The 16,139-nt window shown below is 45.2% G+C and carries 11 protein-coding genes; 9 read left to right on the top strand and 2 right to left on the bottom strand.

The window, feature by feature from the left end; genetic code table 11:
• The first annotated feature begins 136 nt into the window (after positions 1-136).
• Together NKI27_RS17995 and NKI27_RS17990 are read left to right on the top strand one after the other, a co-directional pair.
• On the top strand, positions 137-2,284 hold the full coding sequence (locus NKI27_RS17995) for a RelA/SpoT family protein (protein ID WP_265047392.1): 2,148 nt from the start codon (positions 137-139) through the stop codon (positions 2,282-2,284).
• 37 nt (positions 2,285-2,321) lie between these two features.
• Positions 2,322-2,708 (top strand): RidA family protein, encoded by a 387-nt coding sequence (locus NKI27_RS17990; protein ID WP_265047391.1) that lies wholly within the window; start codon positions 2,322-2,324, stop codon positions 2,706-2,708.
• 30 nt (positions 2,709-2,738) lie between these two features.
• On the opposite strand, the gene NKI27_RS17985 is transcribed toward NKI27_RS17990, so the two are convergent.
• On the bottom strand, positions 2,739-3,641 hold the full coding sequence (locus NKI27_RS17985; RefSeq protein ID WP_265047390.1) for an NAD-dependent epimerase/dehydratase family protein: 903 nt from the start codon (positions 3,639-3,641) through the stop codon (positions 2,739-2,741).
• A gap of 77 nt (positions 3,642-3,718) precedes the next feature.
• Here NKI27_RS17985 and NKI27_RS17980 point away from each other — a divergent pair, with 77 nt between their 5' ends.
• The 3 genes from NKI27_RS17980 (at position 3,719) to NKI27_RS17970 (ending at position 8,186) form a co-directional block, all read left to right on the top strand.
• Positions 3,719-4,651 carry a hydrogen peroxide-inducible genes activator gene (locus tag NKI27_RS17980; RefSeq protein ID WP_265047389.1) on the top strand — a complete coding sequence of 311 codons (933 nt, stop codon included), beginning with the start codon at positions 3,719-3,721 and terminating at the stop codon, positions 4,649-4,651.
• A gap of 4 nt (positions 4,652-4,655) precedes the next feature.
• Positions 4,656-6,731: an ATP-dependent DNA helicase RecG gene (gene recG / locus NKI27_RS17975; RefSeq protein WP_265047388.1), complete on the top strand. Its 2,076-nt coding sequence runs from the start codon at positions 4,656-4,658 to the stop codon at positions 6,729-6,731.
• 66 nt (positions 6,732-6,797) lie between these two features.
• Positions 6,798-8,186 (top strand): aminoacyl-tRNA deacylase and HDOD domain-containing protein, encoded by a 1,389-nt coding sequence (locus NKI27_RS17970; protein ID WP_265047387.1) that lies wholly within the window; start codon positions 6,798-6,800, stop codon positions 8,184-8,186.
• A 24-nt stretch (positions 8,187-8,210) separates the two neighbouring features.
• Here the strand turns inward: NKI27_RS17970 and NKI27_RS17965 are convergent, their stop codons facing one another.
• A complete protein-coding gene (locus NKI27_RS17965) occupies positions 8,211-8,666 on the bottom strand; it encodes a DUF2489 domain-containing protein (RefSeq protein ID WP_265047386.1) in 456 nt (151 codons plus the stop codon).
• Positions 8,667-8,872: 206 nt separating this feature from the next.
• On the opposite strand from NKI27_RS17965, the gene NKI27_RS17960 reads away from it, so the two are divergent.
• The 4 genes from NKI27_RS17960 to NKI27_RS17945 all read left to right on the top strand — a co-directional run bounded on the left by NKI27_RS17960 (position 8,873) and on the right by NKI27_RS17945 (position 16,130).
• Positions 8,873-10,915, top strand: a complete 2,043-nt coding sequence (locus NKI27_RS17960) for a hypothetical protein (RefSeq protein WP_265047385.1) — start codon at positions 8,873-8,875, stop codon at positions 10,913-10,915.
• A 220-nt stretch (positions 10,916-11,135) separates the two neighbouring features.
• Positions 11,136-11,633, top strand: a complete 498-nt coding sequence (locus NKI27_RS17955; protein WP_265047384.1) for a hypothetical protein — start codon at positions 11,136-11,138, stop codon at positions 11,631-11,633.
• 76 nt (positions 11,634-11,709) lie between these two features.
• Positions 11,710-14,637: a YncE family protein gene (locus NKI27_RS17950; protein WP_265047383.1), complete on the top strand. Its 2,928-nt coding sequence runs from the start codon at positions 11,710-11,712 to the stop codon at positions 14,635-14,637.
• A gap of 68 nt (positions 14,638-14,705) precedes the next feature.
• Positions 14,706-16,130 carry an FAD-dependent oxidoreductase gene (locus tag NKI27_RS17945; protein ID WP_265047382.1) on the top strand — a complete coding sequence of 475 codons (1,425 nt, stop codon included), beginning with the start codon at positions 14,706-14,708 and terminating at the stop codon, positions 16,128-16,130.
• The last annotated feature ends 9 nt before the right edge of the window (positions 16,131-16,139 follow it).

Here is a 16,139-nt window from a genome sequence, read left to right as displayed (position 1 = left end):
TTCGAAGGTTGTTCTTATCGGGTATCGCCTCGTAAAGCTCTGAAAATTAAGAGTTTATACTGCAGGAACCTGTATCTTAGACGGTTTTCGGGTGTTGTTATTCGCTTATTATTGAGCCCAAAGGGCGGGAGACTGCGTGCCAGATATTGATGCTTTTACTGAAGGATTGAAAGAATATCTGGATGATCAGGCAGTCAATCTGGTTAGGCAGGCTTATATCTGTGCCGAAAAAGCCCATGAAGGCCAGTACCGACGCAGCGGCGAACCCTATATTATTCACCCCTTAGCGGTTGCTAAAATTCTGGCAGGTCTTCGCATGGACCCGCAAACACTCATGGCCGCGTTGCTTCATGATGTTATTGAAGACACTGATGTCGCTAAAGAAGAGTTAGCCGCTCAGTTTGGCGATGTGGTTGCCGAATTAGTCGATGGCGTGAGTAAGCTTACTCAAATTGAGTTTAAGTCCAAGGCAGAAGCACAAGCAGAAAACTTCAGAAAAATGACATTGGCAATGGCCAAAGACATACGTGTTATTTTGGTGAAGTTGGCTGATCGCCTTCATAATATGCGAACACTTGGACCATTAAACCCCGAGAAGCGCCGTCGAATTGCCACTGAAACCCTCGATATCTACGCCCCTATTGCTAATCGGCTCGGTATTAACAGTATTCGTATAGAGCTAGAAGACCTTGGCTTTGCTGCGCTGTACCCGATGCGGGCAAAATATATCCGTAAGGCGGTTCAGAACCTTAGGGGTAACCACCAAGAGATTATTGGTGAGATTAAACGACGGTTAGAAGACAAGCTTTCAGATAGAGACCTAGCAGGCGTTATTATTGGACGCGAAAAGCACCTTAATAGCATCTACCAAAAAATGAAGTATAAGCATAAATCCTTTCATGAAATCATGGATGTTTATGCCTTCCGTATCGTGACGGATAATGAGGATAGTTGTTATCGAATTCTCGGTGCGGTCCATAGTTTATATAAGCCGATGCCGGGTCGATTTAAAGACTATATCGCTATGCCAAAAGCGAACGGTTACCAGTCGCTACATACCACATTATTTGGCTTGCACGTAAATATCGAGATCCAAATCAGAACCAGTGAAATGGAAGCGTTAGCCAATAACGGAATTGCGGCTCATTGGCTATATAAATCAAGTTCACCAGATGTGGCGGCGGCAAACCAAGTGAGAGTCGAACGCTGGATGAAAGGTCTAATGGAGATGAGGGAGCGGGCTGACGATTCAATGGAATTCATTGAAGACGTTAAAATTGACCTGTTCCCTGATGAGATTTATGTCTTCACACCAAAAGGTAAAATTTTAGAGTTACCGGCCGGTGCAACCCCTGTTGACTTTGCGTATAGCATTCATACCGATGTAGGTAACGCCTGTGTCGCCTGCCGCATTAACAAAATATTATCGCCATTAAGTGTGCCGCTTCAAAGCGGGCAAACGATAGAAATTATCACCGCGCCTGGAGCTAAGCCCAGTATGTCTTGGCTTAATTTTGTGGTTACCGGTAAGGCGAAAAGTGGTATTCGTCACTTCTTAAAAGAACAGAAACAGAGCGAGTCAGCAGAGCTAGGTCGATTGCTGCTAAGAAAGTCGCTCAATAGTTTTGGTAAAGCGCTAGCAGATATACCTCAAGATCAGATTAACCGTGTAGTTAAACATAATAAAGTCAGTAGCTTTGACGATATATTAGAAGAAATCGGGCTAGGGAGCCGGATGTCGTATATTGTTGCTCGACAACTGGTTCTACTAGAAGGAGACCAGACTGAGCTTGAGGTTTCACAAGCGGAAGATGAAGATAAAACTAGCCTCACTATTAAAGGGGCAGAAGGCTTATTGGTAAGTTTTGCTCAATGCTGTAAACCTATCCCAGGAGACCCTATTGTAGGTGTTATGGGGCGAGGCAATGGTATGATGATTCATGCTGAGAACTGTAGCAAACTGAGCCTCAAAGACAGTGAGCAGCAGGATAGCAAGGAGCAAGGCGGTAGAATGGCTCTGGACTGGGCGAAAGATATTACTGATGAGTTCTCTGTCGAGCTTAAAGTAGCGCTTGAGCGTCACCGAGGTATCATTGCTGAAATAGCCTCTGCCGTGACCATAGCTGATGCCAATATAGAAAAAATTAATGTTGAAGAACAAAATTCACATTTGAGTGTCATCAGTTTAGTTGTTCATGTTCAGGGAAGACGACACCTAGCACGCCTGATGCGACGTATTAGAAATATGAAAGCGGTAATCAGTATTTCCCGAGTTAAAAATTAATAATTAGAGATAACGAAAAACGATTTTAGGACGCACTATGAGCAATAAATCCATTATCCATACCGATGACGCACCAAAAGCGATTGGAACCTACTCACAGGCAGTAAAAGTAGGACAGACAGTTTATTTGTCAGGACAGATTCCACTTGACCCTGAAACCATGGCGTTAGTTGAAGGTGATATCGCGGTTCAGATTCGCCGTGTATTCGACAACCTTCAAGCAGTGTGTAGAGCGGCAGGTGGTGAGTTAAAAGATATCGTTAAACTGAATATCTTTTTAACGGATCTTGGTAACTTTGCGACCGTTAATGAGGTCATGGCGACTTACTTTCAAGAGCCTTACCCCGCAAGAGCTGCAGTAGAAGTCGCTGGATTGCCTAAAGGCTCTGAAGTCGAAATGGACGCCGTAATGGTGATTAGCTAATTTCGTTTGTTAAATAGGCTGCCTTAACAGTCACTCCCGCGCAGGCGGGAGTCCAATCATCTCACTGTAACCCTCTCTAAATGTCGGATACTTAAATTTATATCCACTCGCTATCAAACGTTTATTACTACAACGCTTGCTACCGGCTCTTCGTTGACTTTTGCCAGCGGTACTGGGTGGTTGCGTGTTGGTCTGCTGTTCTTTAGGTGTTTCAGACGAATGAGTGTTACTAAATTCTTCGCTCATCCAACTGATTAAATCGTTCATGCGTACAGGCTCAGAGTCACTGGCTAGATAGCAATCAGCAATATGTTCACCTTTCATATCGTTCTCAATCAAGTGTTTAAGAACGAGCACGCAATCATCTTCATGAATTCTATTGGTATAGGCGGTTGCGTTAGACTTGATGGTGCCGCTTTTAACTTGCTCAAGTAAGCGTGTTCTGTTTCCACCGTAAATGCCTGAAAAGCGCACATTCGTCGCTGGGATTGGGCAATCAAGCGCGATTTTCTCAGCTTCTAATAACCGCATGCCTGAAAATCGAGAAGGCTCAACGGGTGTTTCTTCATCGACCCATTGGTCATTATCTTGTTGATAGACACTGCTGCTAGATACGAAGAAAAGGCGCTTAGGTGTCAGAGATGATCGCTCTAGCTCATTTATCAGGTTACGTAAGCCTTCGATGTATATTTGTCGGTAGGTCTCATCATTAAATTGGCTAGCGGTTAAGCAGTAAACGACATAGTCTACAGGCGAAGGGAGCTGATCTCGTAAGCTGGTTGGGTTTGTTATATCCGCTGAAATGCCGGTGATCGTAGGGGGTAATTGAGCGGCGTTTCTCTTTAAACCATAGACCTTATTTTGCGGGGCTAAGGCTAATGCGAGTTTAAGTCCGATCTTACCGCATCCAGCAATCACAATATTATGGGGCATTCGCTTATTCTCCATTGCACTTGTTAGGTTCTGGAATTATCCTTGAAGCCACCAATAGCCTCATAATGTACAGGATTATGACACTCACAGAACTCAAATATATTGTCACATTAGCGTCAGAAAAGCACTTCGGTAAAGCGGCAGAAAAGTGTTTCGTCAGCCAACCGACACTCAGTGTGGCCGTTAAAAAGCTTGAAGAAGAGCTCGGCGTTACGCTATTTGAGCGAAGCAAAGGTCATATTACTGTGACTGAGCTGGGTCAAAAGCTTGTTTTGCAGTCTCAGAAAGTGCTTGATCAGGCTCGGATGATTAAAGATATTGCTCAAGAGGGTAAAAATCAGCTAACGGCACCGCTTCGTGTTGGAGCCATTTATACAATTGGCCCCTATTTATTCCCGCACTTGATGCCTGAGTTGCGCCGCTCGGCACCGTCTATGCCGTTGTATATAGAAGAAAACTATACCAAGGTGCTGAGTGAAAAGCTCAGAGACTCTAGTTTAGATGTTATTGTTGTCGCCCTACCGTTTGACGAGCCTGAGGTGGTGACGATGCCTTTGTACGATGAACCTTTTGTGGTTTTGTTGCCGAAAGGACATCCGTTAACCGAGTTTGATGAGTTGAATAGTAAGCAGCTATTGAGTGATAACCTACTGTTATTGGGGCCAGGAAATTGCTTTCGAGATCAGGTGCTTGAAAGTTGCCCTGAATTGATGAATGCGGTGAATGCCTCAGCTCAATCGAATGAGGGGGGGGCAAAATTAATTACTGAAGGCAGCTCAATTGAAACGATTCGTCACATGGTCGCGTCAGGCTTAGGAATTACGGTACTGCCTCTATCGGCAGCGGCTGTCGACCACTATGGCAGCGATATGCTAGAAACTCGGCCGTTTGTTGACCCTGTGCCTTTCCGCACCGTGGGGCTTGCTTGGCGAGTGACGTTTCCTCGACCAAAAGCGATTGATATTGTGGCGATGGCCGCAGGGCAGTGCCGTGCTGTCAATCAAGGATGAGTAGATGGCCACACTCGATGACGTTTCAGTAACCGCGTTAAAAGGCGTGGGTGCGAGTTTGGCTGCAACGCTAGCTAAACTTGGTATCGTGTCGATACAAGACTTGTTGTTTCATCTGCCTCATCGTTATCAAGACCGTACCCGCATTTTGCCGATAGTCAGTCTTCGGGTGGGTGATCAAGGTGTTATTGAAGGTGAGGTGACCGACAACAAGGTAGTCATGGGACGTAGGCGTAGCTTGCAAGTGACACTACGAGATGGTAGCGGTTTGATTGTACTGCGCTTTTTTCACTTTAATGCGGCACAAAAGCAACAAATGTCAGAAGGCGTTCGATTACGTTGTTTTGGCGAAGTAAGGCGCGGGCGTGCAGGCCTTGAAATCTATCACCCCGAGTATAAATTAGTTTCAGATGACGCATTAACCCCAGTTGATGATATGTTAACGCCGGTTTATCCGCTCACTGAAGGGATTCAACAAAACCGTATTCGCAGTTTATGCCAACAAGCACTTGGGTGGCTTGATCGTTATGAGATAAGAGACTGGATTCCTGAATCTATTCGCAGCAACTACCAGTTTCTTAACATCAATGAGGCTATTCGTTTTTTGCATCACCCGCCTGTAGACGCTAATCAGCATCAACTGATAGAAGGCGCTCATGCTTGTCAGCAGCGGCTTATTTTTGAAGAGTTACTGGCGCATCATTTTAGTCTACTGAGATTGAGGCGCGAGATGCAGTCTCATCAAGCGATACCTCTACCTACTGTTCAGGCGCTAGAAGCGGCACTGTTAGACCCCTTACCTTTTACGTTAACGGGTGCGCAACAACATGTAGCAAATGAAATAAAAACAGATATACAGAAAACGATTCCAATGCTGCGATTGGTACAAGGCGATGTGGGGTCAGGTAAAACAGTTGTCGCGGCGATCGCGGCAGCGCATGCGGTTGGAAATCACAGTCAAGTTGCAATAATGGCGCCGACAGAAATACTCGCCGAACAGCACTGGATAAACTTTAAACAGTGGTTTGAATCTCTCGGTATATCAATGGCTTGGTTGTCGGGTAAAACAAAAGGCAAGGCGCGTGCGGAGGCGTTGGGGCGAATTGCATCAGGCGAGGCGAGTATTGTGATTGGCACTCATGCCTTGTTTCAGTCTGAGGTGATGTTTCACAAGTTAGCCTTAGTAGTGATTGATGAGCAACACCGTTTTGGCGTGCACCAACGTTTGGCGTTAAAGGATAAGGGCGCACGTGGTGGTTTTGTGCCTCATCAGCTTATTATGACGGCGACCCCGATCCCAAGAACGCTGGCCATGAGTGCTTATGCTGACCTAGATACCTCGGTGATTGATGAGCTTCCGCCGGGCAGGCAGCCGATTGAAACTGTTGTTATTTCTGATGCTCGTCGCGAACAAGTCATTAGCCGAGTTCGAGAAGCCTGCCTTGAAGGACGGCAAGCATATTGGGTGTGCACCTTGGTTGAAGAGTCGGAGGCTCTACAGTGCCAAGCGGCTGAAGTGACCGCTGCAACGCTGACCGAGCAGCTGTCTGACTTAAAAATAGGGCTAGTGCATGGTCGGATGAAAGCCAATGAAAAATCAGCGGTAATGGAGGCCTTTAAAGAGGGGCATCTAGACCTTTTGGTTGCAACCACAGTAATAGAAGTGGGTGTAGACGTGCCCAATGCTTCATTGATTATTATTGAGAACCCAGAGCGCTTAGGTTTGGCTCAGCTGCATCAGCTAAGAGGCCGAGTCGGGCGGGGTGATACCGCGAGTTATTGTGTTTTGATGTACCACCCTCCATTGTCTCAAAACGGTAAAGAGCGCCTAACGGTGATGCGTGAAAGTAATAATGGTTTTGTCATTGCTGAAAAAGATCTTGAGCTTCGAGGGCCCGGTGAAGTGCTAGGTACAAGACAGACCGGCTTAATGCAATTTAGGTTGGTTGAGTTAGAGCGAGACAAGGCCTGGCTGCCAGAGGTTAAGGCGCTTGCGCCAACGCTGATGGGGAATGATCAACTGGTTGATGCATTGATCGAGCGTTGGCTAGGCAATAGTGTGCAATATGGCGCGGTTTAGCTATAGTTGGTTGATAGGATATAAAAAGAACCATTACTTACGGCAAGTGCGAGAGCAAAAGACACCATGATACCTAGTGCAGTTAGCAATATAATTGAAAATAACAACTCAGACCCTGCTTCTGCGGCAGATACCGCACAGTTAACATTAGTGGAGCCGCAGCAGGCGCCGCAAGATAAAGTCGTTAACATGGTGTTAATGCATGATGTGCTTGGGCGAATGCAGGTTATTTTCCCCGCGAACTGTCTACTTGATGTAGATAGGTTAAATGCTCGTTTAGGTCGCGATTTGGTAGCGTTAGCGCCCAATGACTTAGATACTCTCAGGGTAAAATATAGCTTGAGTACTATTCCAGCTTTGCCAGGTATTACAGGCTTACCTGCGGTTGTTGATGAGTCTGTACTGTCTATGGATGTGGTCTTTTTGGAGTCAGGCGTAGAAGGAAAAATGATCAAGTTAGACCAGGATGTGTTTTCCGGTCTATTAGCCGAAGCTAAACGAGAGTCTTTTTCTGTTCCTATTGCAAGCATTAACCTCAATCGTAGCAATACATCTCAAGATCTCGAGCAAATCAATGATGCCATTAAGAAGTTTACTTATCTCAGAATTCAGCAGCGCTTGGAAGACACATTAGAAGTGCCACCACTGCCTCAGACTGCACAAAAAATCATTCACCTTAGAGTCGACCCTGAAGCGGGTATTAATGATTTGGCTGATATCGTAGAGTCAGACCCTAGTTTGTCTGCTCAAGTAGTCAGTTGGGCTTCTTCTTCATTTTATTCTGCCCCTGGAAAAATAAAATCCGTTCATGATGCGATTATGCGGGTATTAGGCTTTGATTTGGTAATGAATTTATCGATGGGCTTGGCGCTAGGACGAACGCTCATGTTACCTAAAGAGCAGCCAGAAGGTTACGAGCCATATTGGCAACAGTCTATGTGGATGGCAACTGCAACAGGAGCGCTCATTAACATAATCCCAAGGGAGCACCGCCCAGGGTTTGGGCTGGCGTATCTTTCGGGGTTGTTGCATAACTTTGGTTACTTGGTATTAGCACACGTATTTCCCCCGCACTTCTCATTAATATGCCGCTATATCGAGGCCAACCCGCATGTTGACGCTTCATACGTTGAGCACTTTTTGTTAGGTATTACCCGAGAGCAGGTGGGTAGTAAACTAATGGCGGTGTGGAATATGCCAGAAGAAGTCATTGTGGCGTTGAGGCATCAGAAGAACAGTGCATTTGAGGGGGTAAATTCAGAGTTTGCCAATATTCTGTTTATCGCGCGTAATTTATTAAGCGAAAGTGGTCTATGGGTCGGCCCCGCACAACCGATACCTGATGAGCTGTATGAGCGTTTGCAGTTAGACCCAGAAGAAGCTAAAGAAGTCATCAAAGACTTGATTGAGGCCAAAGATGAAATTTTGAAAATGGCTGGCATGTTAGAAAGTTAACCGCTTTGATATAACGGTTTTATATCAAAAATCGTAATCTCGAATCGCTTTAGATGCTTCGATAATGGCGTCTTTATGGACTCTCTCTAGCTCAAAACGCTCAATATCTAGCTTGCGAATGAGCGCCTTATCGGCGCTTTTTCTTGCTCCATGTGTCGGCATATGTTCAGTGGCATCATACATGACGGAAAAAATGCTAAAAGGTGCCTGATCGTGAAGCTCGGGGGCAACATGGTCTAGCAGAACTTTAATACGAATACAGCCTTCAGATGTTTCTACCTGCTCCTCTATCATACACAAGGCAATAATTTTGATGCTCTCAATGGCGTCCTCTCTTTTCTGTTGCTTTATTTTTTCTTGAGACTGCTTTTCCGCTTCTGCTGCTTTGATAAAACGCCATTTTTTTATAATCAGTAAAGATAGCGCGACAATAGCGATTAACCCTACCGCAATGTATCCCCAAATGATGTCGTTGTTCATTCTTCTAGAGCCCCTTTGATAAAAAAGATAGATATATTATTGATCTGCCGAGCATGTATAGCCTTTATGTTGAATATTAACAGGGAATGTGTGCGAATAGTTGAAGATATTTTATTGCTAATAAGAACTATTCCCATCTGAAACTATCTGTTATGATGTCTTAATTGTTATTGATAATCATTATTGTTTGATTTGTGAGGAATCTGATGTTTCAACGCTCAAAAGTCTTTTCAGCTGTCGTGGCGGCTGCAGCAACCCTGTCATCTCTGCCCAGTGTTACCAGCGCTTCTCCGAAAGTAGACGTGACCGATTATCGATTTAACACTGCTGCAAGCATGCTAGCCTATACAGAATTTGAATTGTCTGGTGAGCCATTGGCGGAAAGCTTGGGGCTAGATCTAGATGTGCTTGATCCATCATTGTTGAACCAACCTACAACGTTCGATTATGCCGCAGGTATTGAAAGCTACGAATATTCAGAAGAAGCGATGTACGCACTGAATTATCAGTCTAAGATGGGGCCACACTTGGTTAATGGACCTCAAAACCTAGCGCGTGGCGGTAAAATGGAACACCTGGGCGAGCGGTTTGTAGCGTTGGCAAAATCAGTCGCTTACCCAGCAGAAGAAATTCCCCTTAACTTATACCCTATTACATTACCTTATCGTAGCGGTCTGCCGGAATTTTCCGAAGCGATTGATATGACGACTGTGAATAAAGATGAGATTGAGTTGCTGGATGCAAAGGGCAATAGTTTAAAGACGACAGCGTTAATACCAGCCTACTACCGTGATTACAAAACGCTGAGCTGGGTCAAAAGTGAAAGAGAACTTATTATCGAGCCGGCAGCTGTGGGCGGTATTCTACTAAAAGAAGTCATGTGGTCTCAGGATTTTTTGGGTGGCATGCATGTCATCGAAGGTGATGAAGAAGTAGAAGCGGAGTCAGCGGCGATGGATCAAGATGGCAAGCATGCGTTAGGGGTGTCTGCGGTTGATGGGTTAAATGGCGTGATACTCACAGAGCTTTCAATTGATAAAATGTTAATGCTGCAAGATCAGCTAGGTTTTGATGGCAAACAGTTAGGCGCTACAGTAACGCCTAACTATGACCCCACTAAGGGGGCTGTTTGGTTCCCTCATGCGATTAAGGTCGAAGAGACTGAGAAAAATGGCGTTAATGCGATTGGAAAACTCACCGTAACGGCTGCTGAATCAACGCTTCGTGATACTTGGATGTTGTTGTGGCCGACAAGTGAGTACTTTGCGTTTACCGACCAGCGAAGCGAAAATACTGCTCAGAACCCTGCTTTTCGTGCCGTATTTGACGGTCAACCCTTTGCGGCAGCACCTGCAGTTAATGTAGATGTGAAAACGAATAACAATGTTGCGGCTACCGATGGCTTCTCATTGGCGAGCAATCTGTCGTCTATGTTATTCAAAAACATAGATACACTACATTTTAACAATAAGGCAGGTACGTTTGTTGATACTTTTGATGGTAAGCAAGGAGCACACGTAACGACTTATGACGCCGCATACTCGATTGTTGCGTTGTCTATTTTTCAACGGGCTCAAGATGCGTTACCCGTTGGTTATGCATCAGCTGAAGCAAGCGATTTAGACCTTAAAACAGAGCAGGGTAAACGCGCATTAGAAATGATCCGTCGTCAGGCTGAGTTTATTGTTTCTAAACTTAAAGCACCAAATGGTCTAGTGGCTGATGGCATCGTGATTTCAGGTAAGCAAGATAAGTCTCAATCACTTGATGCTCAGTTTGCCGCTATTCGAGGGTTGTCTGCAGCCTTTATTGCAACTGGCGAATCACGTTTTAGAGATGAAGCAAGAGCACTATATATTGCAGTAGAAAAAGAATACTTTGATGCCGAGCTTGCTACTTGGAGTTTGAAAGGTGGCGTGACAGAACAAACCCCTTGGACTGCTGCAGCTATATCTGGTGGATTGCGTGAGGCTATTTTACACCTTAAAAATAATGAAGGTGAAAAAGAAAAATCCCTTACGCTAGCGACACTAGTCGATCGCTACACTGTTTGGTTCCGCACGGTAATCAACGGCTTTGATACTCAACAAGGTTTGCAGTTAGCTGAATGGTTGGGTGACTCTGGTGAGAATGTTGTTGAAGGTAAAGGCGGTGACACCGATGCGGATAATGTTCCCCAAGTAACGGCAGCAGGTGGAAAGCACGGTCGAGCAATGGTATTTGGTGGGGCGGTTCGCGTTTCTAAATAAGTCAGTCGTTAATGCGAAAACGGTGAGTATGAGAATACTCACCGTTTTGTCGTTTCTGAATATTAGAAATAACATGTAAAAATAACGTATATCTAGAGTGCGGTTGATGGTTATCAAGATAGAGCAATAGAATCTTGGGATAATGTAAATGAGACTTGAACTCATTTAGAACTTTTTATCCAGTTAGCCTTTTTAGGCTTTTGTAATGGTATTTTAAGAAATGAAAGAAGCAGTTGCAGAGCATTCGGGCGTTAGTCTTAGTGAGGCGCTTTCGCAGTGGTGGCAAGGGTTGTCATACCGTAATAAGGCTGCGGAATGGTCACTTTATTTTATGTTTGTGACAGGTTTTTTTCTATGGAACCAAGTGGCGGTGCCCTGGCAGGTTGAACGACTTCTATTAGCTGCGCATGTGATATCCAGCTTATTGCTTTTTCCGCTGACGGTTGCGCCCTTCTGGTTCGCACATCGCAGGCTTTTAACACGTTCGAAAAAGAAACTTTTAAAAGTGACTGGGCAACTAATAGACTATATTTTATTGGGGTGTGTGGCCTCGGGTATCTATCTGGTGTTACTAGGTAATCGAGGGGATGATGTTGATTGGCTTGTTTATATGGTGCACTTAACAACAGCGTTGGTATTGATGCCGCTATTGATTAGGCATGCGGCTAAGTGGTCGGTCTTAAAGCCGCTATGGTCACACTGGGTAACAAGTAATTAAGTAAGTAAGTACACACTACCAATCGATTAATCTGGAGCTAATTATTAATAAGTTTACGCGTAATCTTCTACGCCCTATGACTGCATTACCTCTCTTTCCAGTACTGTTTTTCTTCTGCAGTTTGTTTAATGTTGCGCTGGCTGAAGGTTCGGCGACTTTGCCTGTGGCAAGTAGCTCAATTGTTTATAGTGAAAGCGGAGGTCAATTATTTACAGCCAACTTTGATGCCGGAAGTGTTACGCGGGCAACGCTTTCCAACACTCAAAATAAGCTAGAAAACACAATTGGCCGCGATATACGACGATTAGCATTAGGGCTTAATGAAAGACAAATTTTAGCGACCGATACGTTGGGTGAACAGCTGTTTTGGTTGGATGCCAATACGCTAGAAATAGACTACCAGTTGAACGTACAAGGTCGGCCATTCGGTGTGGTTTATGATATATCTCGCAAGCTATATTGGGTCACGCTATTTGAAGCAAGCCTTTTACTGGGAGTTGATACAGAAGGTCAGATAATTGTAAAAATTGAGACACCCGAAACGCCTAGAGGGTTAGCATTAACCGCAGATGGACGCTTGTTAATGACTCACGCCATGACAGGCCAACTATCAGTATGGTCGCTAGCAAGTGATAAACCCCTCCTAAGTAAGCTAATAACACTTGAAGAAACATCGAATAGTGATGAATTTGTTTCTCAGGGACAGCCTCGCCTGCTTGATGATATCGCGATATCGCCTGATGGACATGAAGCGTGGCTGCCCCATGTATTGTGGAATTTTGATCACCCGTTTCAGTTTCAATCGACTATTTTCCCCGCAATTTCTATAGTGTCTTTAACGCCGGGTGAAGAAGCTGAAAAAATTGGCTATCGGAAAGAGTTATTTCAGCAGATTAATATTATCGACAACGGTAACCGTACCCGAATTGTCTCTAACCCTCATGATGCCGAATTTTCGCCAGACGGGAAAAAAGTTTACGTGACATTGGCGGGCAGTGAAGATCTGATGGTGTTTGACCGCTCTCGTGCGAATACTGGAAATAAAAAACGAAGCAAACGACGCAAGGGCAAGTTACCCCAAGGCGGCGCGAAGGTTAATCAGATTCTGAGGCCTATTCCTGGCGATAACCCACGAGGCTTATTGCTTAACGGAGGCAGCCTGTTTGTGCAAAATGCCATGAGCCATGATGTAGTGCGGTTAGACCGAGGAGGCGACTCGCCTTTTTCCCGGGTTAGTGTTGCAGAAGCACCGCTGTATAAAACGGTTAGCAAAGATCCGTTAAGTGCCGAACTTCGCCAAGGCGTTAGGTTGTTTAATCAAGCCAACACCGGTGAGGACAAAGCATACCCAATGGCCGGTGACTTTTGGATGAGTTGTAATAGTTGCCATCTTGATGGCTTTAATTTTACCAATCAATACTTAGTTGAAGGTCGAAACGAAAACAAAAAAGAGAATGCGGTACTCGGCCACGGCAACTTGAACAAAATGGTCGCTGGGGACTTTTTGCGTGACTATGTGCGGATGATTCAGGATACCCAAGGTGGTATGGGGCATGATGACCGTGATGGCGCTAAGCCCATTGATGCGGCAACGCCTGATAGCGAAGTTTACGAGATGATGGGTGCACTTCATCGCTATATAACCGCTTCTCATAACTTACCTTATTTGGCCAACTGGTTACGACTGGAAGATGGAACACGTCGTACAGTACACAAGGATGAGTGGATTAACTCTGCAGCCTGCGAAAGCTGCCATTCTGATATGTTTGAGCAGTGGGTAGACTCAAACCACCGACTGATGTCTGAATCCAATCCCTATTACAGAATCATGGAAGACCTTGCTGCGGCTACAGAGGGTGAAGCATTTAGAGCTTGGTGTTCTGGCTGCCATAACCCTGAGCGAGTGCTTGTAGGTTTGCCATTTAGAGGGCATGGCAATGACATGTTTGAGAAACAGGGCTCATCGTTAAAAGAAGCGCTAGCTGAAGGAAAACATGGCCCTAAAGAGGGCACCGGCTGTTTGTTCTGCCACCGAATTAGCCGTTTGGAAGATGTGGGTGGCAATGCCGCTATGACGGTTAACCTTAAAGACCGCGAACAATACGTGTTTGAAAATAGCAGCAACCCGGTACTGCGGTGGCTCGGTGAAAGTCAGATTAATGCAAAGCCAGAAGTACATAAACAATCTTACTCGCAACCATTTTACAAAGATGAGCAATACTGTAAGTCCTGCCATAATGAGTTTTCACCTGGTTTGGGTGCGATGGTAGTCGATACTTGGGGAGAGTGGGAGAAATCATCATTTAATGATCCTGAAAACCCAGAAAAACACCGAGGCTGTATTGCCTGCCATATGCATGGGGATATCTCTAAAATAGGGGAAGACGTCCCAGGTATTTCAACAGATGGCGGACGAGTAAAGAAAAATGTAGTGACGCATCAGTTTACCGGTGCCAATCATTTTTTAGTGGGGTTAAGAAACCCAGAACTAGAAAAGATGAGTATTGAGCTGCTAAAAACTTCCGCCAGCCTTGAGCAATCCATATCTGACAATCAACTGACGGTAAGAGTCAATAACATCGGTGCTGGCCACGCGCTGCCAACCGGAGTTGCCGATTTTAGAGAGTTTTGGCTACAAGTGACGGCGGTGGATGCAACGGGCCAAACAGTTTTCAAAAGCGGATACCTAGACGAAGCGGGCAATATAGGGACTGACGCTCGCGTGTTTATGAAGGTCTTTGGTGATAAAGAAGGTAAACCCCTAGGGTTAATTTTCTGGCGCTATGAAAAATTATTGAAAGATACGCGAATTCCAGCTGACGGTTATCGAGATGAAATCTTTGAATTGCCAAGTGATGCGGTATACCCACTACAGGTTGAGTCAAAATTAATGTACCGAATCTATCCCCAGTGGGTCACCAATGCGGTGAAAGCTAAAGTGCCAGAATTGACAGACCCACCAGTGTTGGAATTAAATCGAATAGAAGGTCGGTTTACGCAGTAACCCATTTGCGTTTAGCAAACCGGCTTACGGTATGAATGTTGAGCTTATTACTTAAAAGCGGAGTGTTAGTGGAATTAAGCAAAAAAGGACATCGTGTTGCAGTGCTAGGGGCCGGCCCCGCTGGCCTTATGGCCGCATGGGAACTCCAGCAAGCAGGCTTTTCTGTTACGGTTTTAGAAGCCGATGAGCGTGTTGGCGGCCTTGCCGCTACGCATGTTTTTGAAGGGCAAGCTGGAACCTATCGCTTTGATTTTGGTGGGCATCGGTTTATTACTCACAACCCTGAGCTACTTGCCTTTATCGAATCGCTAATGGAGGATGACTTACTGCACTCAATCCGCAGCAGTGTTATTCGTTATCGTGGTCGAACTTATGACTATCCACTAGCGCTTGGTAACATTCTTAAAAATGCGCCCTGGAGTTTGCTCTCAGGTGCGGCAAAAGACCTTCTTTTTGTTTTGCCGTTTACCCAAGCGGTCGATGATCGTGAAAGCGCTAGTTTTGCAGACTGGATCGAATCTCGCTTTGGCTCAACACTCTACCGCCATTTCTTTGAAGGTTATACGGGTAAACTATGGGGCATTGACCCAAAAGACTTATCTGCTGACTGGGCCGCACAGCGTATTAGCCTGATTGATTTAAAAGAAGTCGCTCGACGGTTACTGCCTGGTAATGGCAGCACTCCACGCACCTACGCGAGAAGTTATCGCTACCCCAAGTATGGGTTTGGGGCGATATTTGATCGTTTAAAAGAGCGTCTTGAAGCAAATGGCGCCACGGTGTTGCTTAACGCTCCTGTGACGGGCGTCAGAAAAGAAAAAGGGCAGATTAAATCGGTATCCTTTAAGCAGCAAGGGCAGGTAATGGAGCTGGATACTGACTATGTAATATCAACATTGCCGATGCCACTGATGATGAGTTTCTTGGGCGAACAAAGCGCACTAAAGTTTCGCGCCTTGAGATTTCTTAATATGCCAATGGATATGGAAAATATTTCCACTCACACTTGGCAGTATCTATCGGACCCCGATATATTAGCCACTCGCTTGCAAGAACCAAGGCGTCGTTCGCCTTTTATGGCGCCTGAGGGGAAAACTTCAATGATGCTTGAGATCCCATGCTGGAAGGGAGATGAACTATGGTCAATGGATGATCGGCGTTTATTCGAACGAGCTAAACAGGATATGAGCCGTTTAGGTGTCAACATGAATAAAGCCACCGGAGAGTGTTTTTCGAGTTACGCTGAATATGCCTACCCATTGATGAATAAGGGTTATCAGAGTGAGCGTAATAAAAATGCCGAACAGCTAAATCAGTATTCCAACTTGGTGATGTGTGGCAGGCAAGGCACGTTCCGCTACATTTTTACCGACACCGCCATGGAGATGGGACAGTTAGCTGCAAAATCGATCATTGATCAGCAGGATTATCGTAAGAAAATCTTTGAGTTTCGCAACGAAAAAACCGTGATTGAAACTCAAAGTGTGGCATAAGGAAACGAT

Origin of the sequence: Alkalimarinus alittae, assembly GCF_026016465.1 — a bacterium.
Lineage (GTDB): Bacteria > Pseudomonadota > Gammaproteobacteria > Pseudomonadales > Oleiphilaceae > Alkalimarinus > Alkalimarinus alittae.
This window is presented reverse-complemented; position numbering and strand designations above follow the sequence as displayed.